The organism is Actinophytocola sp. (genome assembly GCF_009379765.1).
GTDB lineage: Bacteria > Actinomycetota > Actinomycetes > Mycobacteriales > Pseudonocardiaceae > Actinophytocola.
Genome location: NZ_WHTD01000122.1, coordinates 1 through 24,948, shown reverse-complemented (window position 1 = coordinate 24,948; position 24,948 = coordinate 1). Strand labels below are relative to the sequence as shown.

Genomic DNA, 24,948 nt, shown 5'->3' with positions numbered 1-24,948 from the left:
CCGGCGAACAAGATCGTGGACGCGGGCATGGGCCTGGTCGACCGCGTACGCGACGCGATCACGGGTCGCAACAAGTAGCGGCGTGTGCTCTGCGTGCACACTTGTGTTCTCTGCGTGCACACGTGATCAATGTCGATATCCCACGAACTTACGATCTGCATCGTCAATCCCTCACCTCGAAGGGACATCGATGCGCTATCTGACCTCCCTGCTGGTGGCCGCCACCGCGGTCACCCTGATCGGCGGGACCGCCACCGCGGCTCCGTCGGGCGACGTCGGCACCGCGGACACCCGGCCGCCGGGCTGCTCGAGCCACTTCAAGGATCCGAACCCCCGCCAGCGCACCATCAACCGCGACACGAACATGCACGAGATGTCGAACCCGCCGGTGTGCTCGCCGCACGGCCCGTACCTCGGCGCGCTGCGCGACGGTTCGACGTTCATCGTCTACTACGCCGACCCGGTCGAGACGTACTGGTGCTACGGCTACTCGTGGCAGATCGCGAGGACCGGCTACATCCTCTGCGAAGCCTACGACTAGGGGGTAAGTGATGCGCCGAACGAAGGCGGCCGTGGCCGCCGCGCTGATGACCGCGGGGCTCGCGTTGGTGCCGACCGGGAACGCGTCGGCGGAGCCGTGCAACGGGACGTACACGCACTGCGAGACCAACCACTGCGTGAACGCCGTGTTCTACCGCAACTACGACCCGACGGCCGACCACTTCTCCTGGGCGTGGGGCGACACCCTGGTGCAGGGCGAGCAGGGCAACATCCGCGACGAGCCCTACCGGCGGTACGGGCCGCGCGGGGTCCGCGCGATGCACGGTGGGCAGTGGGGCTTCTACAGCACCACGTGCTTCCCGGGCTGACGCACCCTCGGTCCCCGGTCCACAGTGGATCGGGGGCCGGCCCGCGTGGGCCGTGGCCTCCGGCCCCCGGTCTCAATTCTACGGTGGCCCCCCGACAGTTCCGGTGCGTGTGGACAGCCGCCTGTGGACGGCCGAGAACTGTCGGTGGCCACCGGTAAAGTTGATACCGGGGGCCGGAGGCGTCGGCCCGTGGCCGGACGGCCGCGCCGAACCGAGACCGGCCGCGCGCGCGGACCTCGGCCGCGCCGAACCGAGCCGGCCGGACCGCCTCTCGTGGCGGCGGGTTCCGCCGGGCCGGAAACCGAGACCCACGAACCGGCCCGGTCCTCAGGAGGCGCGGTTGTCCTCTCGGGTCAGGTAGCGGTCCAAGGCGTTGGCCGACTTGCGGACGTGGCGGCGGGCCAGGCGTTCGGCCTGGCTCTGCTGGCCGGCGGCGATAGCGGCGATGATCTCGGCGTGTTCGACCAGCGCGGCGGTCGGGCGCCCCGGCACCCGGGCCGACGTGGCGCGGCCCAGGCGGAGCTGGCCGATCATGTTCTCGGCCACGTGCTGGAGCCTGCCGTTCCCCGCGGCCAGCAGGATCTCCTGGTGGAAGACCACGTCCAGGTCGCTGTAGCCGGTCAGGTCGTGCCGGGCCACCTGCTCCGTCTGCTGGTCCAGCACCTCGGTCAGGCGGGCCACCAGGGCCTCGCGACCGGCGAACGCGGCCGCGCGGCGGGCGGCTATCCCGTCCAGCACCTCGCGCAGCTCGTAAAGCTCGTGCATGTCGGCCCGATCGACCTCGGGCACGAAGAACCCACGATGCGGCCGCAGCACGAGGAAGCCCTCCCGCTCCAGCGCGGTCAGTGCGGCCTTGACCGGCGTGGCCGACAGGCCGAACTCCTCACACAGCGGCCGGACGCTCACGTGCGAGCCGGGCGCCAACCGGCCACTCAGGACGGCCTCGCGCAGGGCCTGCCCCTCCGAAGGGGACACCTCGGGTCGATCCCGCCTGGCGTCTGGCAGCGCCGGATCCCCCAACCGATCCCACTCAAGGGCGACATCGCTGTCGTCCGTTGCTTCTGTGCGCATGGCGGCAGTCACGCATTGCTACCGCCGTGTTACGCGTTTGACAACTGGATATGAACCCATGAAGGAGCGGTTATGCGCGCACCCTTCCGGAGAGTGGCCGTGGTCGCGACCGCGGTCATCGCTCTGGTAGCGCCGGTGTTACCGACCGCCGCGTCGGCAGCGCCCAGCATCCCCAATCCCGAGCAGTACTTCGGTTTCCGCATCGGATCCGATGGCAAGCTCGCCACCTTCGACACGATGGACAGCTACTACCAGCTCATCGCCGACCGCAGCAACCGGGTGAACTACGAGGAGGTCGGCAGAACCACGCAGGACAACCCCTACGTGATGATGACGATCAGCTCCAAGAAGAACCTGGACAACCTCGACCGCCTCGTCGAGATCAACAGCAAGCTCGCCGACCCGCGCGGCCTGAGCCCCACCGAGGCCGAGGCGCTGGCCCGCGAGGGCAAGCCGTTCTACTACGTGCAGGCCGGCATCCACTCCACCGAGGTCGGCAACCCGCAGGCCATGCTGGAGATCGCCCACCGGCTGGCCACGGAGAACTCGCCGTACATCAACAACATCCTCAACAACGCCGTCATCCTGATGGTGCCCTCGCAGAACCCCGACGGCACCACGATGGTGAACGACTACTTCAACGCGACGGCGGGCACGAACTACGCGCGCACGTACCCCGACCTGTACCAGAAGTACACCGGGCACGACGACAACCGCGACTGGTTCATGTTCACCCAGGACGAGTCCAAGCTGATGGTCTCGATCCAGAACAAGTACCACCCGCAGGCGTTCCAGGACGCCCACCAGGCCGGCTCGGGCGCACCCCGCATGTTCACCCCGCCGTACCTGTCGCCGTACGACCCCAACATCGACCCGATCACCGTGCAGCAGACCAACGACATGGGCATGGCCATGCAGCGCGGCATGACGTCGGCGGGCATGAAGGGCGTCGGCTGGGCCCGGTCCTACGACTACTGGACGCCGTCGCGCCAGTATCAGGTCTACCACGGCGCGGCCCGGCTGCTGACCGAGGCGGCGAGCGTGCGCGACCTGGCCTACCCGCAGGTCGGCGACGGTCCGCTGGGCTCGCAGGAGTCGGACATCAACTTCATCGAGCCCTACGACTCCAACACCTGGACGCTGCGCCAGATCGTGGACTACACCTCGCAGGCGTTCTACTCCGGCGTCGACGAGCTGGCCAACGACGGCTACAACTGGCTGAAGGACTTCTACAAGGTCGGCGTCAAGAACACCACCCGGCCCAACGAGTTCGCCTACGTCATCCCGGCCGGTCAGCGTGACCCGCAGGCGGTCAGGGACACCTTGGACATCATGCGGACCGGTGCCGTCGAGGTGCGGCAGGCGACGGCGGACTTCACCGCCGGCGACAAGTCCTACCCCAAGGGCTCCTACGTCATCTACTTGGCCCAGCCGTACTCCGGCTTCGCCAAGACGCTGCTCGAGGTGCAGCACTATCCACAGCTGCTGCAGTACCCGGGCGGCCCGCCGCAGCGGCCCTACGACGTGACGGCGCAGACGCTGCCGATGCTGCTGGGCTTCCAGGCGGACCTAGTCACCAACCAGTTCTCGGTCACCACCAAGCTGCTGGACAAGATCACCCCGCCACCGGTCACCATGCCTGCGGAGCCCGCGGACGGTGGCGCCTACGTGCTCGGACCCGAGTCCTACGGCGTCTACCGGATCGTCACCAAGCTGCAGGCACAAGGGATCCCGACGTTCCGGGCGGCCACGCAGTTCACCGACGGCGGCAAGACCTACCCGGCCGGAACGTTCGTCATCCCGCCGACCGCACCGGCGCGGCAGGTGCTGCAGAACCAGTCCAAGGCGACCGGGATCCCGGTGTTCGCGATCTCGGACGTGCCGGCGATCGACGGTGTCCAGCTCAAGCCGGGCACCCGGATCGGCCTGATGAAGCCGCCGAACAACATCCCGTCCGGCTGGCTCATGTGGATGTTCGACCAGTACAAGGTCAAGTACCAGACCGTCGAGGCGAAGGACTACAAGAACCTCTCCGGCACGTTCGACGCGATCGTGATGCCCGAGGGTGTGAGCCGCACCAAGATCGTCAACGGTCTCGACGCGGCGCGCTACCCGAAGGACTGGAGCTGGGCCTACGGCGTCGGCGAGGAGGGCTGGAACCAGCTGCGCGACTTCGTGACGAACGGCGGCACGCTGGTCAGCTTCGGCACCGGCACCTCCACCGCGCAGCAGCTCCTCGACCTGCCGCTGGAGTCGGTACTGCCGAGCAGTTCGTCGGTGTTCTACTCCCCCGGCTCGCTGCTGAGCCAGGAGATCGACACCAACGACCCGGCCGCGTGGGGCATGACGGCGAACAACCCCGTCTGGTTCGAAGGTGACCGGGCCTACCGGATCACCGACCCGGCCAAGTACCCGTTCCACGTGGTCGGCAAGTACCCGGACAGCGGCAACCAGCTGCAGAGTGGCTGGCTGATCGGCGGCGAGTACCTCAACGGCACGGTGAACACCGTGTCCTGGCAGGTCGGCAAGGGTTCCGTGGTCACCTTCGGCAACCAAGCCGCGTTCCGCACCTGGAACCGCGGCGAGCAGAAGATGGTCTTCAACGCCCTGTTCGACGGCCCGTCGCAGAAGCTCACCCCGGAACAGTTCGCGGCACTCGCGGACTGACCCCACGGTGGGGCGGTGGCACCGGCGCCACCGCCCCGCTCTCGGGCTCGCCTCACCAAGAAGGAACAAGGGTGGAATCGGAACAGGGATCTTGGACCAGCGCGCTGTCCCATCTGGAGTGTGCCCGGTGTGGCACCCGCTACGACGCGGACAGCCCGCAGAACCTGTGCACCTGCGGCACCCCGCTGCTCGTGCGGTACGACCTCGACTCGGTCGCCGACCGAGTGTCCACTTCGGACATCGCGGCGCGGCCGCCGGATCTGTGGCGCTACCGTGAGCTGCTCCCGGTGCGGGAGCGGAAGAACGTCGTCACCCTCGGCGAGGGGATGACCCCGATCCTGCCGCTGCGGACGTACGGCGCCCGCATCGGCGTCCCGGGCCTGCTGGCCAAGGACGAGGGAATGCTGCCCACCGGCAGCTTCAAGGCCCGCGGCGCGGCGGTCGGCATCTCCCGGGCACACGAGCTCGGGATCGAGCGGATCACCATGCCCACCAACGGGAACGCCGGCGCCGCGTGGGCGACCTACGCGGCCAGGGCGGGCATGGCCTCGCTCGTCGTGATGCCCGACGAGGCGCCGCCGATCACCCGCATGGAGTGCGCCATGGCCGGCGCCCGGCTGTACATCGTGGACGGTCTGATCGGCGACGCCGGCAAGCTCGCCGGGCAGGCGGTCGCGGACGGCTGGTTCAACACCTCCACCCTCAAGGAGCCCTACCGCATCGAGGGCAAGAAGACCATGGGCATGGAGATCGTCGAGCAGCTCGGCTGGCGCATGCCCGACGTGATCGTCTACCCGACCGGCGGCGGGGTCGGGTTGATCGGCATCCGCAAGGCGCTCGACGAGATGCTCACCCTGGGCTGGCTCACCGGCAAGGTCCCCCGGCTGGTGGCCGTGCAGGCCTCGGGCGTCGCGCCGATCGTGCGCGCGTACGAGGCGGGCGCGGAGACCGCGGAGCCGTGGGAGAACGCGAAGACCGTGGCGTTCGGCATCAACGTGGCAAGCGCGCTCGGCGACTTCCTGATCCTGCGCGCGGTGCGCGACACCGACGGCATCGCGATCGCGGTCGACGACGAGGACACCCTCGCCGCGCAGGCCGCGTGCGCGGCGGCCGAGGGGGTGCTGATGTGTCCGGAGGGCGCGGCCACGCTCGCCGCCGTCGAGCGGCTGCGCGGCAGCGGCTGGCTCTCCGGCGACGAGGAGGTCGTCGTGCTCAACACGGGCAGCGACCTCAAGTACCCGCACGCCGCGGCGATGGCCGAGCCGCCGCTGCTCGCCAAGGACGCGGTGCTGCCGTCATGACCACACGGAGTCCCTCCCAACCGCACCCAAGGGGAACGGAACGTAACCCAGCCACCGGTACGCACCAGACAGAACCCCAACTATCCACGGTGACCAACAGGGATAAGCCCGGGGAGGCGGTACTGCTCGAGCTGCGTGGCGTGCACAAGTCCTTCGGTGAGGTGGAGGTGCTCAAGGGCGTCGACCTCACCGTGGCGCGCGGCGAGGTGCTGGTCGTCATCGGTCCGTCCGGTGGCGGCAAGTCCACCCTGCTGCGCTGCGTGAACCTCCTGGAACCGGTCACCGCCGGCCAGGTGTTGCTGGAAGGGGACGACATCAGCCGACCCGGGGTGGACCTCGACCGGGTCCGCCGCCGGATCGGCATGGTGTTCCAGCAGTTCAACCTGTTCCCGCACCTGTCCGCGCTGGACAACCTCACGCTCGCGCCGCGCAAGCTGCTGCGCACGCCGCGGGCCGAGGCGCGGGATCGGGCGCATGCGTTGCTGGAGCGGGTGGGCCTGTCCGGCAAGGCCGGCAGCTACCCGCGCCAGCTCTCCGGCGGCCAGCAGCAGCGGGTCGCCATCGCCAGGGCGCTGATGATGAACCCGCACGTGATGTTGTTCGACGAGGTGACCTCCGCGCTCGACCCCGAGCTGGTCAGCGAGGTGCTCGACGTCATGCGCGACCTCGCCAACTCCGGCATGACGATGCTGTGCGTCACGCACGAGATGGGGTTCGCCCGCGAGCTCGGCGACCGTCTGGTCTTCGTGGACGGTGGGGTGATCGCCGAGCAGGGGCCGCCAGCAGCGGTGCTGGACGGGCCGAAGGAAGACCGTACCCGTCAGTTCCTCCGCAAGGTGTTGCGGTAGCTCGAAGGAGTTCTCCGATGAGAGCCAACCCGATTCTCTTACTGATCCTCGCCGCCGCGCTCACCGTCGCCGGGTGCGGCAGCGGCGACGAACCCTCCACTTCGGACCGACCAAAGATCACCGAGAAGGCCGACCTCGGTGCGCCGCTGCCGGACGCCGTGCAGCAGAAGGGAACGCTGGCGATCGGCGTGAAGTGCGACTACCCGCCGTTCGGCTACATCGACGAGGCGGGCGACAACGCCGGCTTCGAGATCGACATCGCGCACCGGCTCGCCGGCTACGCGTTCGGTGACGAGAGCAAGGTCGAGCTCACCTGCGTGACCGGGTCGAACCGGGTGCCGTTCCTCACCACCAACCGCATCGACCTGATCATGGCGACGATGAACTACACGCCGGAGCGGGCCGAGACCATCGACTTCACCTCGCCCTACTTCGCCGGCGGCGTGAAGATGCTGGTGCCCCAGGACTCCTCGATCGGCGGCTGGGACGACCTCGACGGCAAGTCGGTGATCACCATCAAGGGCTCCACGGCGAGCCTGTGGCTGACCCAGTGCAAGCCCGACGTCGAGCAGGTGCCGTTCGAGCAGACCAGCGAGGCGCTGACCGCGCTGACCCAGAACCGCGCGGCCGCGTTCGCGCAGGACGACACGCTGCTGGTCGACCTGGCCGCGAAGAACAAGGCCACCAAGGTGGTCGGCGAGGTCAAGGCCGACAGCCCGTGGGGCATGGGCGTGCGCAAGGGCGACACGGCGATGGCCGACTGGGTCGACGCCGCGATGAAGAAGATGCAGGACGAGGACCAGTTCTGGGCGGCGTTCCAGAAGTCGGTGACCGACAAGAAGGTCCAGCAGGAGTTCGAGAAGGTCCTGCCACGCCCTGGCAACGACCTGAGCTACCCGACCGGCCCGATCATCAAGTGCTGATGCACCCCCACACCGACCCGAGAACCCCGCGAGTCCAACACTCGCGACCCGCGAGTCCGACACTCGCGCCTACCGCCGTTCGGTCCGAATGTTGGACTCGCGGGTCCTGGGCGTTGGACTCGCGGGTCCTGGGGGTTGGACTCGCGGGGTGGGGGTGGGGGTGGTGAGCGTGCAGGGGTATGAGTTCGAGCCGGGTTTCGTTCTCGACCATCTGCCCGAGCTGGGCGAGGGCCTGCTCCGCACGCTCGCGATCAGCGCCGTCGGCATGGCCGGTGCGCTGGTCGTGGGCGTCGTGCTCGGCGCCGTGTCCGCGCTGCGGGTCCCGGTGCTGCGCCAGGTCGTGCAGGTCTACGTGGAGGTCTTCCGCAACACTCCCCTGCTGGTCCAGATCTTCTTCCTGTACTTCGCGCTGCCCGACGTCGGCCTCCAGCTGTCCGGGTTCACCGTCGGCTGGCTCTCGCTGCTGCTGTGGGGCGGGGCGTACAACGTGGAGAACTTCCGGGCCGGCTTCGAGGCGGTCGAGCACGGCTACGTGGAGGCCTGCCGGGCGCTCGGGTTCTCCGCGCTGTCCGCGTTCCGGCAGACCAACCTGCCGCTGGGCACGCGGATCGCGCTGCCCTCGGTGACCAACATCCTCATCTCCGTCTTCAAGAACTCGTCGTTCATGATCGCCATCAGCTACCCGGAGCTCACCGAGACCGCAGTGGGCATCGTCGCGGTGTCGTTCCGGGTGTTCGAGATGTTCCTGGCCATCGGGATCATCTACCTGGGACTGGTCTGGCTGATGTCGCTCGGCACCGGGGCCGTCGAGCGCCGGTTCGCGATCCCGGGAGGACACTGATGCCGGCCTGGGTCGGACCGGTCGCCGAGTACGTCGCGGGCGGGCTCGTCACGACGCTGCTGCTCGCGCTGGTGAGCATCGTGGCGAGCGTCGCGCTCGGGACCGTGCTCGGCACGCTGCTGACGCTGCCCACCGTGACGGTACGCGGCATCGTGCGGGCCTACGTGGAGATCTGGCGCGGCCTGCCGATCATCATCACGCTGTTCTTCATCTTCTTCGTGCTGCCGGTGATCGGTCTCGAGGTCGACACCTTCGTCGCGGCCGCGGTCGGCCTCACCCTGTGGGGCAGTGCGAACGTCGCCGAGGTCGTTCGCGGCGCCGTGCAGTCGGTGCCGCGCGGCCAGTCCGAGGCGGCGGCGGCTCTCGGTTTCCCATGGCGGCGGCGGATGCGGCACGTGATCCTGCCGCAAGCCACCCGGCGGGCCCTGCCCCCGCTCGTCGGGCTGGTCGTGAACCTCCTCCAGCAGACCTCGCTCGCCGCGGTGATCGGGCTGCTGGACATCCTGGAGGCGTCCCAGCGGTCCATCGAACGGCTCACCCTGTCGGGCGGCGAGACGCACGCGGTGCCGATCCTGGGTGCGGTCCTCGTCGTGTTCTTCGTCATCTGCCTACCGCTCACCATGCTGTCCCGCCGGCTGGAACGGGTGCTCCGGTGAGCGCCCAAGGAGGTCGACCCGTGAACCGTCTACTCATGTGCCTGGCAGCCCTGCTCGTGGTGGCCGGCTGCTCGTCCTCGGGCGGGTCCGCCGACGACGCCGCGCGCAACACCGCGCCGCCGGGCACGGTCACGCCGTACGCGAGCACCGAGCCACCGCGGCCGCCGAAGCAGGTGGCCAAGGACAACAAGGCCGTCGCCGCGGCCGCGCTGCCCACGAGCGTGCCCGGGTACGCGCCGGCCCCGCCCAAGGAGGCCTCCCTCAAGCTCTGCCCGACGCTCGTCAAGACGGTGCCCGGCTCGCTGGTGCAGGCGTTCAACGTGTGGCGGGGCACCGGCGCCAACGCCGGCCGCACGCTGGCCGTGACCGTGGTCTACGACCCGGAGAACGCGCCGGCGGACGGCATGCTCGCGACGCTGCTGCCCCCGGACTGCGCCGCCGAGGCCGACGGGACGCACTACGTCTACGACCGCCAGCCGCAGGAGCGGTCGGACGGCTGGGAGGGCGTGCTGAACACGATCCTGGCCACGAACACCCAGACCGGCGCGCACTCATACGAGACCGCGTACCTGATGTCCAAGGACGACGCGCTGGTGAACGTGGTCGCGAGCCGCGCGAACCGAGACACGTTCGACCCCTCGGTGGACCAGGTCGCCGCGGACACCCTGGAGACGGTGCTGGCGCGCTTCGCGATCTAGCCGGGTGCCCTCGATGCCCTGAACGACGCACTCGAGGCGCTCGACGTCCCCAGCGACGCGTTCAGGGCATCCCCCGGCGGCGAGCCCGGTGCGGACATCGCCGCGGGCGGGACCGTGCCTGCACAATTCCGGTAGGACCGAGGAAGGAGCAGGCATGGAGACCGATCCCGCCACCGATCCCGCCGACGCCGAGCGCGTGTTGCGCCGGGTGGCCGAGGCCGCCCCGGGCTACCTCGCGTCGCTGGCCGGCCGGCTGGTCGACGACCCGGCGGGCCGCCCGCTGCTCGCCGAGCTGGCCGGGCCGCTGCCGGAGAACGGTGCCGGCGCCGAAGTGGCGGTCGAGGAGCTGCTGCGGATCGGGACGGGCGCGGCGACGCACTCGTCCGGGCCGCGGTTCTTCCACTTCGTCGTCGGCGGCGCCACGCCCGCGGCCACCGCGGGCGACTGGATCGCCACGCTCCTCGACCAGAACGCCGTCCTGTGGACCTCCTCGCCGCTCGCCACCACGGCCGAGACCGTCGCGCTCGGCTGGCTCAAGGACCTGTTCGGGCTGCCCGCCGGCTGGGGCGGCGTGCTCACGCCCAGCGCCACGTTCGCCAACCTCACCGGGCTCGCGGCCGCCCGGCACTGGTGGGCCGCGCGGCACGGCCGCGACGTCGCCGCCGACGGGCTGGCCGGGCTGCCCGCGATGCCGGTGCTCGGCGGCGGCTACGTGCACCCGAGCGCGCGCAAGGCGTTGCAGATCCTCGGTTGCGGCCGGGACACGGTGCGGACACACACCCGCGACGACGCCGGCCGGATCGACCTCGACGCCCTCGCGACCGCGCTCGAGCACACCGGCCCGGCGGTGCTCATCGCCACCGCGGGCGAGGTCAACGCGGGCGACTTCGACCCGATCGACGCGATGGCCGACCTCGCCGCCGAGCACGGCTGCTGGCTGCACGTCGACGGCGCGTTCGGCCTGTTCGCGGCGCTGTCCCCGCGCACCGAGCACCTGCTGCGCGGCATCGGGCGGGCCGACTCGGTGGCCGCCGACGCGCACAAGTGGCTCAACGTCCCGTACGAGAGCGGCTTCGCGTTCGCGCGCGACCCGCAGGCACTCGCCGACGCGTTCGGCTCCTGGAACGCGCCCTACCTGGTCTCCACCGACACCGAGGTCGACTACAGCCGGCTCGGGCCCGAGTCGTCGCGGCGCGCCAGGGCGCTGCCGATCTGGGCGACACTGCGGGCCTACGGCCGGTCCGGCTACCGGGCGATCGTCGAACGCAACCTCGACCTGACCCGGCGGCTCGGCGCACTCGTCGAGGCCGCGCCCGACCTGGAGCTGCTCGCGCCGGTGCGGTTGTGCGTGGCGTGCTTCCGGTACCGCCCGCCCGGCGTGCCCGAGGTCGCCCTGGACGAGCTCAACGCGCGGCTCGGCCGGGCGCTGCTCGCGACGGCCGGGTGTACGCCGGGACGACGGTGTACCGCGGGCACACGGCGCTGCGGCCGGCGTTCGTCAACTGGCGCACCACGCCGGCCGACGTCGAGCTGCTCGTCGACGTGGTCCGGGAGCTGGGTGTCCGATTCGTTCAAGACCTGGCGTGAGCGCGGCCGTACGGTGGCGCCATGGCACCCAGACTTGACCTGATCGGCGTGGTGGTGGCGGACATGGCCACCTCGCTGGCGTTCTACCGGCAGCTCGGCCTGGACATCCCCGAGAGCACGGACGGCGAGCCGCACGTGGAGGTGGCGCTGCCCGGCGGGCTGCGCCTCGCATGGGACACCGTCGACACAGTCCGCTCGTTCGACCCGTCGTGGACCAGGCCGACCGGCGGCCACGCGCTGGGCCTGGCGTTCCTGTGCGCCGATCCGTCCGAAGTGGACAAGACGCACGCCGACCTCGTGGCGGCGGGCCACCGCAGCCACAAGGACCCGTGGGACGCGTTCTGGGGGCAGCGCTACGCGACCGTCGAGGACCCGGACGGCAACGCGGTCGACCTCTTCGCCCACTCGGCTGACCTCACGGCGCACGGGTGACGGTTATGCTCCGGCACCCGAAACGACCTGGCCAGTGCCAACTGGGGCGACGCCGACCCCGCGCAAGCGCTCGCCAACGGTCTGGGCCGGGACGCCCTCTGGGACGCCGAGATCCGCCGGCAGGCCGCCGACACGGGCCTTCCGGTGACCATTGTGGACGGACGACGCACCCCCGCAGACCTCGCGGACGAGGTGGCCTGGCGGTTCCGGCTCTAGTGTCGCGTGATCCTGTTCCTTTGCGTCCGCTGTGGATCAACGTGGTTCCTGGCAAGGCGGAGGACAGCCGCTCGTACTGGATGTACTTGGGCTTTTCTCCAACGCGGCCAGGGGCCGCGTTGGCCGCAGCGGCGTCAAGGTCTCAGGGTCACGCGACACTAGGCCGGGGCGAAGCGGTCGCCCGACAGGACGTCGGCCGTGGACGGGAAGTGGCAGGCGGACAGGTGCTCGGCCGCCGCGCCGCGGGCGACCAGCGGGGGCTCCTCCGTCGCGCAGATGTCCTGGGCCTTCCAGCAACGGGTGCGGAACCGGCAGCCGCTCGGCGGGTCGGAGGCGCTCGGCACGTCGCCGGTCAGCACCACCCGCTCCCGCTTGCCGCGCTGGGCCGGGTCCGGGATCGGGATCGCCGAGAGCAAGGCCTGGGTGTACGGGTGTGCAGGCGCCGCGTAGAGGTCCGATGTGGACGCCAGCTCGACGATCTTCCCCAGGTACATCACCGCCACCCGGTCGCACACGTGGCGCACCACCGACAGGTCGTGCGACACGAACCCGTACGCCAGGCCGAGCTCGTCCTGCAGCGTCGACAGCTGGTTGATCACCTGCGCCCGGATCGACACGTCCAATGCGGACACCGGCTCGTCCAGCACCAGGATCGACGGCCCCAGTGCCAACGCCCTGGCGATGCCGATCCGCTGCCGCTGCCCGCCGGAGAACTCGTGCGCGTACCGGTTCGCGTGCTCGGGTTGCAGACCGACGAGCTCCAGCAGCGACGACACCCGCTCGCGCCCACCGGGCGCGTACCGGCCCTGGATGCGCAGCGGCTCGGCCACGAGGTCGTGCACGGTCATCCGCGGGCGCGGTGCTCGACGCGTTGGCGCCGCACGACATCTACCTGTTCGAGGAGCCGCTGCCGTACGGCGATCTCGCCGGGTACGCGCGGCTGCGGTCGCCTGTGCCGGTCGCCGGCGGCGAGCAACTGTCCACACCGGACGAGTTCGAGCGCTTCGCCGAGCGCGGCGCGTTCGACATCGCCCAGCCCGACGCCGCGTGGCTCGGGATGGCCCAGTTCGGCGAGGTCGCCCGGATGTTCGACCGGGTCGCCCGCACGCGTGGGGTGCGGGCGGGGCGGTCATGCAGAACGTGCACGCCGCGTTCGCCGCGCCGAACACCGCCGTCGTCGAGCTGCCGCCGGACCCGGGGCCGCTGCACACCGAGATCTGGGGCGACTCGCTGCGGTTCCACGACGGGACCCTCGCCCCACCGGACACCCCGGGCCTCGGCGTCACGCTGTCCGAGCGGGTCAAGGAGACGTACCCGTTCGTACCCGGCGCGGAGGAGTTCTCCAGCGTGCCGGGAAAGATGATGAGGAGCTGAAGGTCGTGGAGGTGCTGGTCGCGCAGCCGGTCGACCCGGCCGGGCTGCGCCGGGTGTCGGCCTTGCTGCCGGACGCGGTGATCACCTGCCGCGAGCCGCTCGGACCGGGTGAGTCCGTGCCAGGACTCGAGGACGTGACGGTGCTGTTCGCCGACCACTGCCCGGTGAACGTGGCGGATCTGGTGGCCCTGCGGTGGGTCCAGCTGGGGTCGGCCGGGTACCGGCAGCTGGCGGGGCTGGGGTTGGGGCCGGCGGTGCGGGTGAAGAACGCCAGCGGGGTCAACGACATCCCGATCGCGGAGTGGTGCGTGCCGATGATGCTGAGCTTCGCGCGGGACTATCCGGGGATGTTGCGGGCGCCGGCCGGGGCGTCGTGGGTGCGGGATCGGGTGTACCAGGCGGAGCTGCGCGGGCGGCGGGTCGGGGTGTTCGGGTACGGGAGCATCGGGCGCGAGGTCACCAGGGTGTGCGGCGCGCCGGGGTTGGAGGTGTGGGCGCTGTCGCGCTCGCAGTCGTCGGGCCCGGCCCGGTTCTTCGCGCCGGCGCGGCTGCGGGAGTTCCTGTCCGGGCCGGACTTCCTGGTGATCACCGCGCCGCTGACCGACGAGACGGCCGGCCGCTTCGGCGCCGAGGAGCTGGCCAGGCTCCCCCGACACGCGGTCCTGCTGAACCCGGCCCGCGCGCACGTCGTCGACGAGGCCGCGCTGCTGGCGGCGTTGCGGAACGGCACGATCGCGGGCGCCGCGCTCGACGTCCACCACCGCGAGCCGATGCTCCCCGGCGACCCGTTCCGGACCGCGCCGAACACGGTGGTCAGCCCGCACGTGTCCGGCTCCACCGGCAGCACCCACTTCCTCCCGCGGCTGTGGGACCTCTTCGCCGACAACGTGTCCCGCTTCGTCGCCGGCGCGCCGCTGCGGAACGAGATCGCCCGCGCCGACATCGGCTGACCGGCGCCGTTTCCACGCGGTCTTGAGCGAGCTTCGAGCTCGCGGCGGTCTATTTGCCCAGACGTGAACCCACCTGGGGTACGCGAGGCCGATCGAACGGAAGCCACATGTCCGACAGACTCATCGAGAACTCGCCGCCGCTGGGGGCGATGGGGCCGCGGTCGACCGCGCTGCGTTCCCTCGCCCCCGACCTGTCCCGCGGGATCATGCTGCTGCTCATCGCGCTGGTGCACGCGTCGGTGTTCCGGGCGGCCTGGGCCGACGGGGACGGCGCGGGCTACGCGGTGTCCGACACGTTCGACCGGATCCTGAGCTGCCTGGTCACCCTGTTCGCCGACGACCGCGGCTTCGCGCTGTTCGCCGGGCTCTTCGGGTACGGCGTGGCCCAGATCTACCTGCGCAGCACCGCCGAGGGCCGCGAGTGGCCGGTGGTCCGCGCGCTGGTGCGCCGGCGCGGGCGCTGGCTCATGGTCATCGGCCTGCTGCACACCGTCCTGCTGGCCTTCGGGGACATCCTCTCGGTCTACGGCCTCGTCGCGCTGCTGCTCGCGGGCGCGCTGCGGCTGTCCGGGCGCAAGCTGCTCTCGCGCGCGTTCGCCTGGCTCACGGTCGGCACGCTCGTCTACTCCGCCGGCGTGCCGATGCTCTACCAGGTCCTGTCCGGCGACGGCGCGGTTCCGCTGACCCCGCTCGACGACCTGACCTACCGCCTCGGCTGGCCGCTGATGATCCCGCTGGTGATCGGCACGACCGTCTTCCCGTTCCTGATCGGCATCTGGGCCGCCCGCAAGCGGCTGCTGGACGAGCCCGAGCCGCACCGCGCGTTCCTGCGCAAGGTCGCGGTGTTCGGCATCGCCGGCACCGCGCTCGGCGGCCTCCCCTACGCGCTGATCAACACCGGCGTCATCAGCGACGCGTCGCCGATGGCCTACATCGGCGCGTACTGGCTCAACCTCGTCGCGAGCTACGCGGGCGGCTTCGGCTACGCGGCGGTGATCGCGCTGGTCGCCATCCGGCTCGGTCAGCGGCGGGGTCCGGTCGTCACCGCGCTCGTGGCCACCGGGCAGCGGTCGATGACCTGCTACCTGCTGCAGTCGGTGGCGTGGATGGGCCTCGGCGCGCCGTACCTGCTCGGCCTCGGCAACACGATGCCCGACGTCGTCGCATTGGGCATGGGCGTCGCGGTCTGGGTGAGCACGGTGCTCGTCGCCGACTGGATGCGGCGCCGCGGCATCCGCGGCCCGGCCGAGGTGGTCTACCGCAAGCTCACCTACGGGAAGGCCTACGACGCCGCCCCGCGCCAGCCGGAGCCGGCTACGGTCGGCGGCTGACCACGGGAGCGAGGCCCCGCGGCCCAGTTCGGCCGCGGGGCGTCCGCGTCACGGCACCGGGCGGGTCGGACGTGTTGCCGTCAACGGGATCTGGCCCTTCAGCATCCGGCCGCCGTCCGCGGTGAGCCGGAGGTAGTAGTCCGCCGAGCACGGGGTGCCGTCCTCGTCGAGGGCCCACAGGCCGGAGCCGCTCGGGACCATGCCGGCGTTCTCCGCGGTCTTCGCGATCTGGTTGCCCTCGTTGTACTCGTCGAACATCGAGATGTAGATGCCTTGCGCGCCAACGCGAACCATGTTGTAGAACTGGCGCCACATGAAGTCGCCGCCTGCAGAGCCTCACCGCGATGACCGCGCCGGAGTACAACGTGATCATGGCCGCCTCGCTGATCATCGTGCTGCCGGTGATCGTGCTGTTCGTCGTCGTGCAGCGGTACTTCGTCAACGGGCTGATCGGCGCGGTCAAGGGCTGAGGGGGAGATCGTGAAGGTCCTGGTCACCGGGGCTAACGGAACGCTGGGCACCGAGGTGGTCGCGCACCTGCGGTCGCTCGGCTTCTTCGTGCGCGAGCACGACCGGGTGCTCGGCGCGATGTCGGGGGACCTGCGGGACCGGGACGTGGTGGGCGAGGCGCTGGCCGGGGTGGACGCGGTCGTGCACGCGGCGGCCATCCCCGAGCCGATCAGCCACCCGCCGCACGAGACGTTCGGCAACAACGTGGAGTCGACGTTCCACGTGCTGGACCTCGCCGGCCGGACCGGGATACCGCGGGTGGTCAACGTGTCGAGCGCGTCGGCGTTCGGGTTCGCCTGGTCGTCCAGGTCGGTGTCGCCGCGGTCGGTCCCGGTCACCGACGAGCACCCCTACGTGGGCGACGACGCGTACGGGCTGTCCAAACAGGTCGGCGAGCTGACCGCCGCGACGGCGAGCCGGCAGTGGGACATGACCGTGGTGAGCCTGCGGTTCCCGTTCATCGGCGCGGGCGAGCGGCTGCGCCGGCACCTCGGCCCGATCCACGCCGACGCGGCCGCCGACCGCGCCGGCCTGTGGGCCTGGCTGCACACCCGCGACGCGGCACGCGCGGTGGCCGCGGCGCTGACGGCGGACATTACGGGCGCACCGGTCATCACGGTGGCCGCCCCGGACACCACGGCACTCGAGCCGACCGCAAACCTCTTGCGCCGCTTCCATCCGAACACCAAGATCGAACGTGAGCCCGCGGGCTTCGAGACGGTCTTCGACGTCACGCGCGGCTACGACCTGCTCGACTACCACCCGGAACACGGCTGGCGGTGACTCGACGCGATGATCCAGGGGCCTGGCATGAGCGACGTGCCGAGTGTCGACCCGCTGCGGATCGGGATCGCCGGGATCGGCAACATCAGCGGGCAGTACCTCGCCACGCTGCCGCGTCTGGCCGGGGTGCGGGTGTCGGCCGTCGCCGACATCGACCCGGCGCGGGCCGCGGCGGTGGCCGGTCCGGGGATCCGGGCGCTCACGCCCGCCGAGCTGCTCGCCGCGGACGACGTGGACCTGGTGCTCAACCTCACCGTCCCGGCGGCGCACGCCGAGGTGGCGCTGGCCGCGGTCGCCGCGGGGAAGCACGTCTACAACGAGAAGCCGCTCGCGCTGAGCACGGTCGATGGCCGGCAGATCCTCGAGGCGGCGGACGCCGCGGGTGTGCGGGTCGGCTGCGCGCCGGACACCGTGCTCGGCACCGGCACGCAGACCGCGCGGCGGCGGCTCGACGGCGGGGGCATCGGCGTCCCGGTCGCGGCGACCGCGTTCATGGTCTCCCCCGGGCCCGAGCTCTGGCACCCGAACCCCGCGTTCTTCTACGGCACGGCGGCGGGCCCCTGCTGGACATGGGCCCGTACTACCTGACCGCGCTCGTCACGCTGCTCGGCCCGGTCCACCGCGTCGCCGGCATGGCCGCGACGCCGCGCGCGACCCGGACGGTCGGCAGCGGTCCGTTGCAGGGCACGGAGTTCCCGGTCCAGGTACCCACGCACGTCAGCGGCACCCTGGAACACGCGGGCGGCGCGGTGTCGACCCTGGTGATGAGCTTCGACGTGTGGGCCGCGCAGCTCCCGCGCATCGAGGTGTACGGCACCGACGGGTCACTGTCGGTGCCCGACCCCAACGGGTTCGGCGGCCAGGTCCGGTTGTCCCACCGGGACAGTCCGGAGTGGACGGACGTGCCGGCGTCGGCGGGCTACCGGGACGCCGGCCGCGGCTGCGGGATCGCCGACCTCGCCGCCGCGATCGCGGGCGGCACCGCGCACCGGGCGAGCGGCGAGCTCGCCCTGCACGTGCTGGACGTGATGGAGTCGCTGCTGCGGTCCGCGGAGACCGGCCGCGCCGAGAAGGTCGAGAGCACCTGCCCCCGACCGGACCCGATGCCCCTTACCGAGCCGGTCTGAACCGACGACTCGCGGGTCCCGAGCGTTGGACTCGCGGGTCCCGAACGTTGGACTCGCGGGTCCTGGGGGTTGGACTCGCGGGTCAGGCGGGGGTGACCTCGGCCATCTCGCCCCAACCGTCGCCCTCGGTCGAGACGCTGACGATCGACGGCCTGGTCGCGACGACGTCCGGCATCCAGCCCATGGCCTTCTTGAAGTGGTCGGAGGACACGTGCGCCTCGCCAGTGCCGTCCCGGAACGCCTCCACCAGCACGAACTGGTTGGGGTCGTCGACGCTGCGGGACCACTCGAAGAAGATGTTGCCCGGCTCGGCGCGGGTGGCCCGGGTGAACTCGTCGACCAGCTCGAGCCAGCTGTCCGCCTTCTCCGGCCGGATCGTCCACTTGACACAGATGAAGATCACGTAGCCGCCCTTCCTCCACCACCACACCACGCCGACACCACCATGGCCGACCGGCCCGCCGCGCGCCACCGCGGCGGGCCGGTTTTGGACCGTAGGGCCGAAACCGCTACCGCGGGACACTCGGCAACAGCTGGTCGAGCAGGTCGTGCAGGGTGACGAAGCCGGCCAGCTCGCCGCCCGAGTAGACCAGCACCAGGTGGTTGCGCCGGTCGCGGACGGTGGTCAGCGCGGCGTGCACCGGCGTGTCGTCGGGCAGCGTGAGCAGCGGCCGCATCAGCTCGGCGGCCGTGGTGGCGGCCGGCGCGGTGAGCGCGTCCCGCACGTGCACGACGCCCAGCGGCCCGGTCTCGTCCCACACCACCAGGCGCAGGTGGCCGCTGGCCCTGGCCGCCGCCCGCACGCCGTCGGCCCGGTCCCACGGCGACACGGTGACGAGCTCGTCGCGCGGCCGGACGATCTCGCGCACCGGCCGGGTGTGCAGGTCGAGCGCGGTGGCCAGCTGGTCGTGCCGGCTCGGGTCCAGGGCCCCGACCTTGCTCGAGTGGTCGAGCAGCTGGCGCAGGTCCTCCGGGTTGTGCCCGGTGTCCAGCTCGTCGACCGCCTGCACGCCGACCGCCCGCAGGCACCGGTTGGCCAGCCCGTTCAACGCCACCAGCGCCGGGCGGGTGAGCCACATGAACGCCCGCATCGGGATCGCGAGCATCGTCGCGGACCGCTCCGGGTGCGCGATCGCCCACGACTTCGGCGCCATCTCGCCGACCACCAGGTGCACGAACGTCACGATGATCAGCGACAGCACGAACGCGACGACGTCCGCGGCCGTCTCGTCGAGGCCCCACGACCGCATCACCGGCAACATCACGTGGTGCACGGCCGGCTTGGTGACCGCACCGAGCACGAGCGTGCACAGCGTGATGCCGAGCTGCGAGCCGGCGAGCAGCATCGACAGCTCACGGGCACTGCGCAGCGCCGCCCGCGCGGAGGCACTCCGCTCGGCCGCCTCGGCCAGCCGGTGGCCGCGGGCCGCGACCAGCGCGAACTCGATGGCCACGAAGAACGCGCTCAACACGACCACGCCGATCGTGACCACCAGCGACAGCAGCGGGCTCAGTGCGTTCATGCCGACCCCTCGCGGACCAGCCGCACCGTGTCCGGCACCCGGCGCGCGACCGTGCGGACCTCGACGGTGAGCCGGACGGTCGCCGGCCCGCCTGCGCCGGGCGGGTTGGGCAGCTCGACGGTCACCGCGTCCCCGGGCACCGGCAGCCGCTGCAGCTCGGTGAGCACCAGACCGGCGAGCGTCTGGTAGTCGCCCTGCGGCAGGTCGTGACCGAGCAGCCGCTCCGCCTCGTCGATGTGCATGGTGCCGGGCACGAGCCAGCCGCCCTCCTCGCCGGGGCTGGGCTGGTCGGCGCCGAGCGGGTCGTGCTCGTCGGTGATCTCGCCGACCAGCTCCTCCGCGATGTCCTCGCCGGTGATCACCCCACCGAGGCCGCCGTACTCGTCGACGACGCAGGCGAACTCCTCGCCCGCGGCCCGCAGCTCGTCGAGGACGGCGAGCAGCGGCAGCGACGCGGGCACCATCACCGGCGGCCGGGCGATCTCGCGGAGCGTGGTGGTGTCGAGCTCGTGCTCGTCCAGCGCGAGCACCTCCCGCAGGTGCACCACGCCGACCACGTCGTCGACGTCGCCGCCGAGCACCGGTAACCGCGAGTGGCCGGACGCCATCAGCTCGACCGCGCGGCGGACCGGCTCGCCGGCACCGATCGTGGTGACCCGCGGGCGCGGGATCATCGCGTGCTCGGCGGTGCTCTCCTGGAAGTCGAGGACGCGGTCGAGCAGGTTGGACAGCTCCGCCGGCAGGTCACCGCGGACGCGGGACTCGGCGACGATGTGCTCGAGGTCGCGTGGGGTCGCCGCGTGCTCGACGTCGTGGACGGGCTTGATCCGCATCGCGCGCAGCAGCAGCGTGGCGGCCTGGTCGAACAGCCGGATCAGCCAGCCGAAGAGGGTGAGGTAGGTGCCGGTGGACCACGCGAGCCGGAGCGCGACCGGCTCGGGGCGGGCGATCGCGAGGTTCTTGGGGAACAGCTCGCCGAACACCATCTGCACCACCGTCGAGGCCAGCAGCGCGAGGACGGTGCCGATCGCGACGCCGACCGCGGTCGGCACGCCGACGCCGCCGAAGAGCTCGCCGATGCCGGCGCCGATCAGCGGCTCGGCGACGTAGCCGACCAGCAGACCGGTGACGGTGATGCCGAGCTGGGCGCCGGAGAGCATGAACGAGGTGCGGCCGGTGATGCGCAGCGCGCGGGCCGCGCCGACGTCACCCGCGGCGGCCCTGGCCCTGAGCCGGGACCGGTCCACGGCCATGTAGCCGAACTCTTGCGCCACGAAGTAGCCGGTGAGTACGGACAGGAGGATGACGACGACCACTCCGAGGAGAACACCGAGCAGGCTCGCGATCACGTGCCCACCGCCTCGGAGCGGCGCTCGGTGGGCACGTGTCTAGGACACGGCGGATCAGGATCTGAGTCGGGGGCACAGCGTCCACTTGGGACGCTGTCGGTACTTCGGGACGGGTCCATGATCCTCTCACCACTGGCGGGGCCGGTGTCGCCAAAATACCAGGCCACGACCTCGGCTCAGAGGTGTCTCACGCGTCCTGCCAGACCGGCGTCTCCCACTCCCACTCGGCGACGATCAGCCAGCAGCACGCCGCGGCTTCCGGGTCGACCCGTTCCAGAAGGAGGATGCCCATCGGCATCCGTTCGCATACCGCCTCCACCGGCCTCTCCCGCCCATTCGTCGCCATGTGTTCCCCATACGATCCCACTTCGGAAGGTCGTTCGCACCCTCCAACGGGTTAACGAATCCTCGAATCCGTGATCTGGTTGCGACAGTCGCATTTTTCACTTCGTGACCAGATCCGTCCGGTAGGTGGCGGGATGATGCCTTCCGCCAACCGGAGGCCGGCGGCAGACTCCAGGACGTGAACAGAGCCCTTCTCGTCATCGACGTCCAGGAGTCGTTCCGCACCCGGCCGCTGTGGCGCGCGGTGTCCAACCCTCAGATCGTGGACCGGGTCGACGAGCTGGTGGCCTCGGCGCGGGCCGGCGGCGACCTGGTGGTGTGGGTGCTGCACACCGAGCCCGGCACCGGGACGGTGTTCGACCCGGCGTCCGGCCACGTCCGGCTCATCGACGGCCTGGCCGTCGGCCCCGGTGAGCCGCTGCTGACCAAGACGTCGCACAACGCCTTCACGACGACCAACCTGCAGCAGCTGCTGACCAGCCATGGCGTGCGCGAGCTGACCGTGTGCGGGATCCGCACCGAGCAGTGCTGCGAGACGACCGCGCGGCTGGGTTCAGACCTCGGGTACGAGGTGACGTTCGTGACCGACGCGACCGCGACCTTCCCGATCCCGCACTGGTCCGCGCCCGCCGGCCAGACCGTCGAGGAGCTGCTTGCCGACCCGCGCACGCTGCCCGCCGCCGCGGTGACCGAGCGGACCGAGTACGCGCTCGCCGGCCGGTTCGCGACCGTCACCTCAGTCGCCGCGATGACCGGCGGTATGCTGACCAGATCGTGAGCAACGTCGTATTCCTGCTGGTGCCCGGTGTGCACCTGCTCGACCTCGCGGGGCCGGCGCAGGCGTTCTTCGGCGCGGCCGACCTGGGACACGACTATTCGTTGCACTACGTGGCCGAGCGAGCCAATATCGTGACCGCACAGGGATTGGCGCTGCACGCTTCGCTTTCTTGGCCCGAATTGTCCGCGGATGACCTGATAGTCGTTCCGGGCTGGCGCGCGCCGACCCTGGGCGGCACGGGCAGGCTCACCCGCGTGTCGCTGGACCGCCTGCGCGCCCACCACGCGGCGGGCGGGATGGTGGCGAGCGTGTGCGCGGGAGCCGACGCCCTCGGCCGGGCGGGGCTGCTGGACGGCCGGCGGTGCACGACCCACCACGACGTGCAGGACGAGCTCGCCGCCCGCCACCCGTCGGCCACCGTGGTGCGCGACGTCCTGTACGTGGTGGACGGCCGGGTGGCGACCTCGGCCGGCATCGCGAGCGGCATCGACCTTGCCCTGCACCTGCTCGCGATCCGGCACGGCCCCGCCGACGCGGCCCGGGTGGCCAGGGCGATGGTCGTCTACGCCCGCCGCAACGGCGACGAGCTCCAGACGAGCGCCCTGCTGCGGCACCGCTCGCACGTGGACGAGACCGTCCACCGGGTCCAGGACCTGATCGACACCCGCTTCGCCTCGCGGCTGCCGCTGGCGGACCTCGCTCTGGCGGCGGGCTGCAGCCCCCGCACGATGACCCGCCAGTTCGGCCACGCCACCGGCCTGACCCCGCTGCGCTACCAGCACCTGCTGCGCGTCGAGCGGGCCGAGCACCTGATCGGCCACGGCGCGACCGTGGACGCGGCGGCGCGGGCCGTCGGCTTCGAGGACGCTCGGATGCTCCGCCGCCTGCGCGCCCGTCAGCCCCAGGCTTGATCACGTCGGCTGGTCGACCTGCGCAGGGCCGCCACGCCCTGAACGACGCGCTCGAGACGCTCGACGTCCTCTACGACGCGTTCGAGGCATCAGTCGCGGGCGGTGATCTGCTGGACCGACCAGCGGTTGCCGTCCGGGTCGGTGAAGAACGCGAAGCCCTGGTTGTTCAGGTCGTCGGCGTCCTCGGCGGGGCGGAAGCCGCCCGGGCCGGCCACCTGGACCTCGCCGATCTCCACGCCCCGCCCGACCAGCTCGGCGCGCGCCGCGCGGAGGTCGCAGACCACCAGCTGCAGACCCTGCAGCGAGCCCGGCGCCATGTCCCCCCACGCCCTTCCCGACGACGATCGAGCAGCCGGAGCCCTTCGGCGTCAGCTGGACCACCCGCATCTCCGGGCCGAAGTCGCTGTCGTGGTCGACCGCGAAGCCCATGCGGTCGGCGTAGAACTCCTTGGCACGGTCCACATCGGACACCGGGACCACGACCACCTCGAGCGTCCAGTTCATGACGACACCTTCCATAACCGATCAGTTCTATAACTGTGCGGTTGTCTACAGGGTCGACGGCTCGGTGTCAAGCAGGGTCGAGGGGTAGAATTCATGACGCATTGAATTTAAGGTGGTCGGCATGCGGGCAGTCGTGGGCAGCGTGGTGTTCTTCGTCGTCGCGCCGGGCACGGTCGTCGGGCTGGTGCCGTGGCTGCTCACCGGCTGGACCGGCGAGGACCCGGCCTGGGCGCCGGTGTCCGTCAAGGTGGTCGGCTGGGTCCTGTTCGCCTTGGGCGTAGCGGTGTTGGTGCACGCGTTCGTCAAGTTCGTCGTCGACGGGCTGGGCACGCCGTTCCCCGCCGATCCGCCGCGGCACCTGGTCGTCGGCGGACTGTACCGCTACGTGCGCAATCCCATGTACGTCGCCATCGCCGTGGCCGTCGTCGGCCAGGCGCTGCTGCTGGGCCGGGCGAACCTGCTGGTCTACGCGGTCGTGGCGTGGGCGGTCACCGCGGCGTTCGTGCGCTGGCGGGAGGAGCCGGTGCTGGCCCGCCGGTTCGGCGCGGACTACGACCTCTACCGCCGGTCGGTGCGGGCCTGGTGGCCGCGGCTGCGGCCGTGGGTCACCGGCGCGCTCAGCGGGGCGGCCGGACGGCCGGGAGAGTTCGGCTGATGTTCGATATACCTGAGTAATCTCGAGGTATGAATCAGCTGACCACCGACCGGCTCGTCGTGCGCGAATGGGAGCTGGACGACGCCCCGGCCGCGCTGGCGATCTACGGCGTGGAAACGGTCACCAAGTGGCTCACCCCCGCGATGGGTCAGGTCGACGACGAGTCCGCGATGCGCTCGGTGCTCCAGGCGTGGAGCGAGGCGCAGCCGAACATGCTGCCGCCGCGTGGCCGGTGGGCGATCCAACGCCGCGCGGACGGCGCGGTCATCGGCGGGCTGGGCATCCACCTGCTGCCGCCCTACGACGAGGATCTGGAGCTGAGCTGGCAGCTGCGCCCGGAGGAATGGGGCCACGGCTACGCCGCCGAAGGGGGCGACGCGCTGATCCGCTGGGCCTTCACCCAGGAGATCGACGAGCTGTTCGCGGTCTCCCGCCCCAACAACTCCCGGGCCATCGGCACCGCCAAGCGCCTCGGCATGGCCTGGGTCGGCGAGACGGACAAGTACTACAACCTGCGCCTGCAGGTCTTCCGCATCCGGCCGAGCGACCTGGTCGAAGACTAAGGGCCCGTAGCGAAATAAGTTAGTTTCTGGCCTCGGGGCGCTTACGGTCTGTGCTATGAGCTTGGTCATGGATTCTCTCGCCCGCCGCTATGACGCGGTCAAGCCGCACCTGACTGAGCGGCAACGTCGGGTCTGG

At 71.1% G+C, this 24,948-nt stretch carries 28 protein-coding genes and 2 pseudogenes; 23 read left to right on the top strand and 7 right to left on the bottom strand.

All coding sequences use genetic code 11. The annotated features are described in order from the left end of the window. The first annotated feature begins 190 nt into the window (after positions 1 to 190). On the top strand, positions 191 to 541 hold the full coding sequence (locus tag GEV28_RS29995) for a hypothetical protein (RefSeq protein WP_291415818.1): 351 nt from the start codon (positions 191 to 193) through the stop codon (positions 539 to 541). Positions 542 to 551: 10 nt separating this feature from the next. Then, on the top strand, positions 552 to 869 hold the full coding sequence (locus GEV28_RS29990) for a hypothetical protein (RefSeq protein ID WP_291415817.1): 318 nt from the start codon (positions 552 to 554) through the stop codon (positions 867 to 869). Positions 870 to 1,196: 327 nt separating this feature from the next. On the opposite strand, the gene GEV28_RS29985 is transcribed toward GEV28_RS29990, so the two are convergent. After that, on the bottom strand, positions 1,197 to 1,844 hold the full coding sequence (locus GEV28_RS29985; protein ID WP_291415816.1) for a GntR family transcriptional regulator: 648 nt from the start codon (positions 1,842 to 1,844) through the stop codon (positions 1,197 to 1,199). A 168-nt stretch (positions 1,845 to 2,012) separates the two neighbouring features. Between GEV28_RS29985 and GEV28_RS29980 the strand changes: the two genes are divergently transcribed. The 9 genes from GEV28_RS29980 (at position 2,013) to GEV28_RS29940 (ending at position 11,893) form a co-directional block, all read left to right on the top strand. Then, complete coding sequence (locus tag GEV28_RS29980; RefSeq protein WP_291415815.1) at positions 2,013 to 4,607, top strand: M14 metallopeptidase family protein; 2,595 nt, start codon at positions 2,013 to 2,015, stop codon at positions 4,605 to 4,607. 71 nt (positions 4,608 to 4,678) lie between these two features. Next, entirely contained in the window at positions 4,679 to 5,908 is a 1,230-nt protein-coding gene (locus tag GEV28_RS29975; protein WP_291415814.1) for a threonine synthase, read from the top strand. Positions 5,909 to 5,997: 89 nt separating this feature from the next. Continuing rightward, positions 5,998 to 6,756: an amino acid ABC transporter ATP-binding protein gene (locus GEV28_RS29970; RefSeq protein ID WP_291415813.1), complete on the top strand. Its 759-nt coding sequence runs from the start codon at positions 5,998 to 6,000 to the stop codon at positions 6,754 to 6,756. Positions 6,757 to 6,773: 17 nt separating this feature from the next. After that, positions 6,774 to 7,679: a transporter substrate-binding domain-containing protein gene (locus tag GEV28_RS29965; protein WP_291415812.1), complete on the top strand. Its 906-nt coding sequence runs from the start codon at positions 6,774 to 6,776 to the stop codon at positions 7,677 to 7,679. A gap of 169 nt (positions 7,680 to 7,848) precedes the next feature. After that, a complete protein-coding gene (locus tag GEV28_RS29960) occupies positions 7,849 to 8,520 on the top strand; it encodes an amino acid ABC transporter permease (RefSeq protein WP_291415811.1) in 672 nt (223 codons plus the stop codon). Beyond that, a complete protein-coding gene (locus GEV28_RS29955; protein WP_291415810.1) occupies positions 8,520 to 9,176 on the top strand; it encodes an amino acid ABC transporter permease in 657 nt (218 codons plus the stop codon). The genes GEV28_RS29960 and GEV28_RS29955 overlap by 1 nt, the downstream gene beginning before the upstream one ends. A 20-nt stretch (positions 9,177 to 9,196) precedes the next feature. Next, a complete protein-coding gene (locus GEV28_RS29950) occupies positions 9,197 to 9,874 on the top strand; it encodes a hypothetical protein (RefSeq protein ID WP_291415809.1) in 678 nt (225 codons plus the stop codon). 154 nt (positions 9,875 to 10,028) lie between these two features. Next, entirely contained in the window at positions 10,029 to 11,504 is a 1,476-nt protein-coding gene (locus GEV28_RS29945) for a pyridoxal-dependent decarboxylase (RefSeq protein WP_291415808.1), read from the top strand. Next, entirely contained in the window at positions 11,483 to 11,893 is a 411-nt protein-coding gene (locus GEV28_RS29940; protein WP_291415807.1) for a VOC family protein, read from the top strand. Before GEV28_RS29945 ends, GEV28_RS29940 begins: the two co-directional genes overlap by 22 nt. Positions 11,894 to 12,267: 374 nt before the next feature. On the opposite strand, the pseudogene GEV28_RS29935 reads toward GEV28_RS29940, so the two are convergent. After that, a pseudogene (locus GEV28_RS29935) lies at positions 12,268 to 12,963 on the bottom strand (oligopeptide/dipeptide ABC transporter ATP-binding protein); the annotation flags it as partial. 5 nt (positions 12,964 to 12,968) lie between these two features. Here GEV28_RS29935 and GEV28_RS42650 point away from each other — a divergent pair. The 4 genes and pseudogenes from GEV28_RS42650 to GEV28_RS29920 all read left to right on the top strand — a co-directional run. Continuing rightward, positions 12,969 to 13,142: pseudogene (locus tag GEV28_RS42650) on the top strand (enolase C-terminal domain-like protein); the annotation flags it as partial. 14 nt (positions 13,143 to 13,156) lie between these two features. Beyond that, positions 13,157 to 13,483 carry an enolase C-terminal domain-like protein gene (locus GEV28_RS42645; RefSeq protein ID WP_367115221.1) on the top strand — a complete coding sequence of 109 codons (327 nt, stop codon included), beginning with the start codon at positions 13,157 to 13,159 and terminating at the stop codon, positions 13,481 to 13,483. Positions 13,484 to 13,488: 5 nt separating this feature from the next. Further along, a complete protein-coding gene (locus GEV28_RS29925; RefSeq protein WP_291415805.1) occupies positions 13,489 to 14,433 on the top strand; it encodes a D-2-hydroxyacid dehydrogenase in 945 nt (314 codons plus the stop codon). A 107-nt stretch (positions 14,434 to 14,540) separates the two neighbouring features. Further along, on the top strand, positions 14,541 to 15,764 hold the full coding sequence (locus GEV28_RS29920) for a DUF418 domain-containing protein (protein ID WP_291415804.1): 1,224 nt from the start codon (positions 14,541 to 14,543) through the stop codon (positions 15,762 to 15,764). A gap of 48 nt (positions 15,765 to 15,812) precedes the next feature. Here GEV28_RS29920 and GEV28_RS29915 read toward each other — a convergent pair whose 3' ends face one another. Then, a complete protein-coding gene (locus tag GEV28_RS29915) occupies positions 15,813 to 16,079 on the bottom strand; it encodes a hypothetical protein (RefSeq protein ID WP_291415803.1) in 267 nt (88 codons plus the stop codon). 29 nt (positions 16,080 to 16,108) lie between these two features. Between GEV28_RS29915 and GEV28_RS29910 the strand changes: the two genes are divergently transcribed. Genes GEV28_RS29910 through GEV28_RS29895 form a run of 4 tightly spaced genes read left to right on the top strand, consistent with a single transcriptional unit; the run spans position 16,109 to position 18,184 of the window. Next, positions 16,109 to 16,234: a hypothetical protein gene (locus GEV28_RS29910; protein WP_291415802.1), complete on the top strand. Its 126-nt coding sequence runs from the start codon at positions 16,109 to 16,111 to the stop codon at positions 16,232 to 16,234. A 10-nt stretch (positions 16,235 to 16,244) separates the two neighbouring features. Next, on the top strand, positions 16,245 to 17,057 hold the full coding sequence (locus GEV28_RS29905; RefSeq protein ID WP_291415801.1) for an NAD(P)-dependent oxidoreductase: 813 nt from the start codon (positions 16,245 to 16,247) through the stop codon (positions 17,055 to 17,057). 27 nt (positions 17,058 to 17,084) lie between these two features. Further along, positions 17,085 to 17,645: a Gfo/Idh/MocA family oxidoreductase gene (locus GEV28_RS29900; RefSeq protein ID WP_291415800.1), complete on the top strand. Its 561-nt coding sequence runs from the start codon at positions 17,085 to 17,087 to the stop codon at positions 17,643 to 17,645. After that, positions 17,627 to 18,184, top strand: coding sequence for a hypothetical protein (locus tag GEV28_RS29895; RefSeq protein ID WP_291415799.1), 558 nt, complete (start codon positions 17,627 to 17,629; stop codon positions 18,182 to 18,184). Before GEV28_RS29900 ends, GEV28_RS29895 begins: the two co-directional genes overlap by 19 nt. An 82-nt stretch (positions 18,185 to 18,266) precedes the next feature. Here the strand turns inward: GEV28_RS29895 and GEV28_RS29890 are convergent, their stop codons facing one another. The 3 genes from GEV28_RS29890 to GEV28_RS29880 all read right to left on the bottom strand — a co-directional run bounded on the left by GEV28_RS29890 (position 18,267) and on the right by GEV28_RS29880 (position 21,056). Continuing rightward, complete coding sequence (locus tag GEV28_RS29890) at positions 18,267 to 18,587, bottom strand: putative quinol monooxygenase (RefSeq protein WP_291415819.1); 321 nt, start codon at positions 18,585 to 18,587, stop codon at positions 18,267 to 18,269. Between the two features lie 106 nt (positions 18,588 to 18,693). After that, positions 18,694 to 19,707, bottom strand: a complete 1,014-nt coding sequence (locus tag GEV28_RS29885; protein WP_291415798.1) for a hemolysin family protein — start codon at positions 19,705 to 19,707, stop codon at positions 18,694 to 18,696. Continuing rightward, positions 19,704 to 21,056 (bottom strand): hemolysin family protein, encoded by a 1,353-nt coding sequence (locus GEV28_RS29880; protein WP_291415797.1) that lies wholly within the window; start codon positions 21,054 to 21,056, stop codon positions 19,704 to 19,706. Before GEV28_RS29880 ends, GEV28_RS29885 begins: the two co-directional genes overlap by 4 nt. Positions 21,057 to 21,579: 523 nt before the next feature. On the opposite strand from GEV28_RS29880, the gene GEV28_RS29875 reads away from it, so the two are divergent. Beyond that, a complete protein-coding gene (locus GEV28_RS29875; protein WP_291415796.1) occupies positions 21,580 to 22,179 on the top strand; it encodes an isochorismatase family protein in 600 nt (199 codons plus the stop codon). Further along, entirely contained in the window at positions 22,176 to 23,090 is a 915-nt protein-coding gene (locus tag GEV28_RS29870) for a GlxA family transcriptional regulator (RefSeq protein WP_291415795.1), read from the top strand. Before GEV28_RS29875 ends, GEV28_RS29870 begins: the two co-directional genes overlap by 4 nt. 89 nt (positions 23,091 to 23,179) lie before the next feature. Here GEV28_RS29870 and GEV28_RS42640 read toward each other — a convergent pair whose 3' ends face one another. Continuing rightward, positions 23,180 to 23,407: a VOC family protein gene (locus GEV28_RS42640; protein ID WP_367115222.1), complete on the bottom strand. Its 228-nt coding sequence runs from the start codon at positions 23,405 to 23,407 to the stop codon at positions 23,180 to 23,182. Positions 23,408 to 23,715: 308 nt separating this feature from the next. On the opposite strand from GEV28_RS42640, the gene GEV28_RS29860 reads away from it, so the two are divergent. Beyond that, positions 23,716 to 24,249 (top strand): isoprenylcysteine carboxylmethyltransferase family protein, encoded by a 534-nt coding sequence (locus GEV28_RS29860; RefSeq protein WP_291415794.1) that lies wholly within the window; start codon positions 23,716 to 23,718, stop codon positions 24,247 to 24,249. A 29-nt stretch (positions 24,250 to 24,278) separates the two neighbouring features. Next, a complete protein-coding gene (locus tag GEV28_RS29855; protein ID WP_291415793.1) occupies positions 24,279 to 24,812 on the top strand; it encodes a GNAT family N-acetyltransferase in 534 nt (177 codons plus the stop codon). Positions 24,813 to 24,948 lie beyond the last annotated feature (136 nt).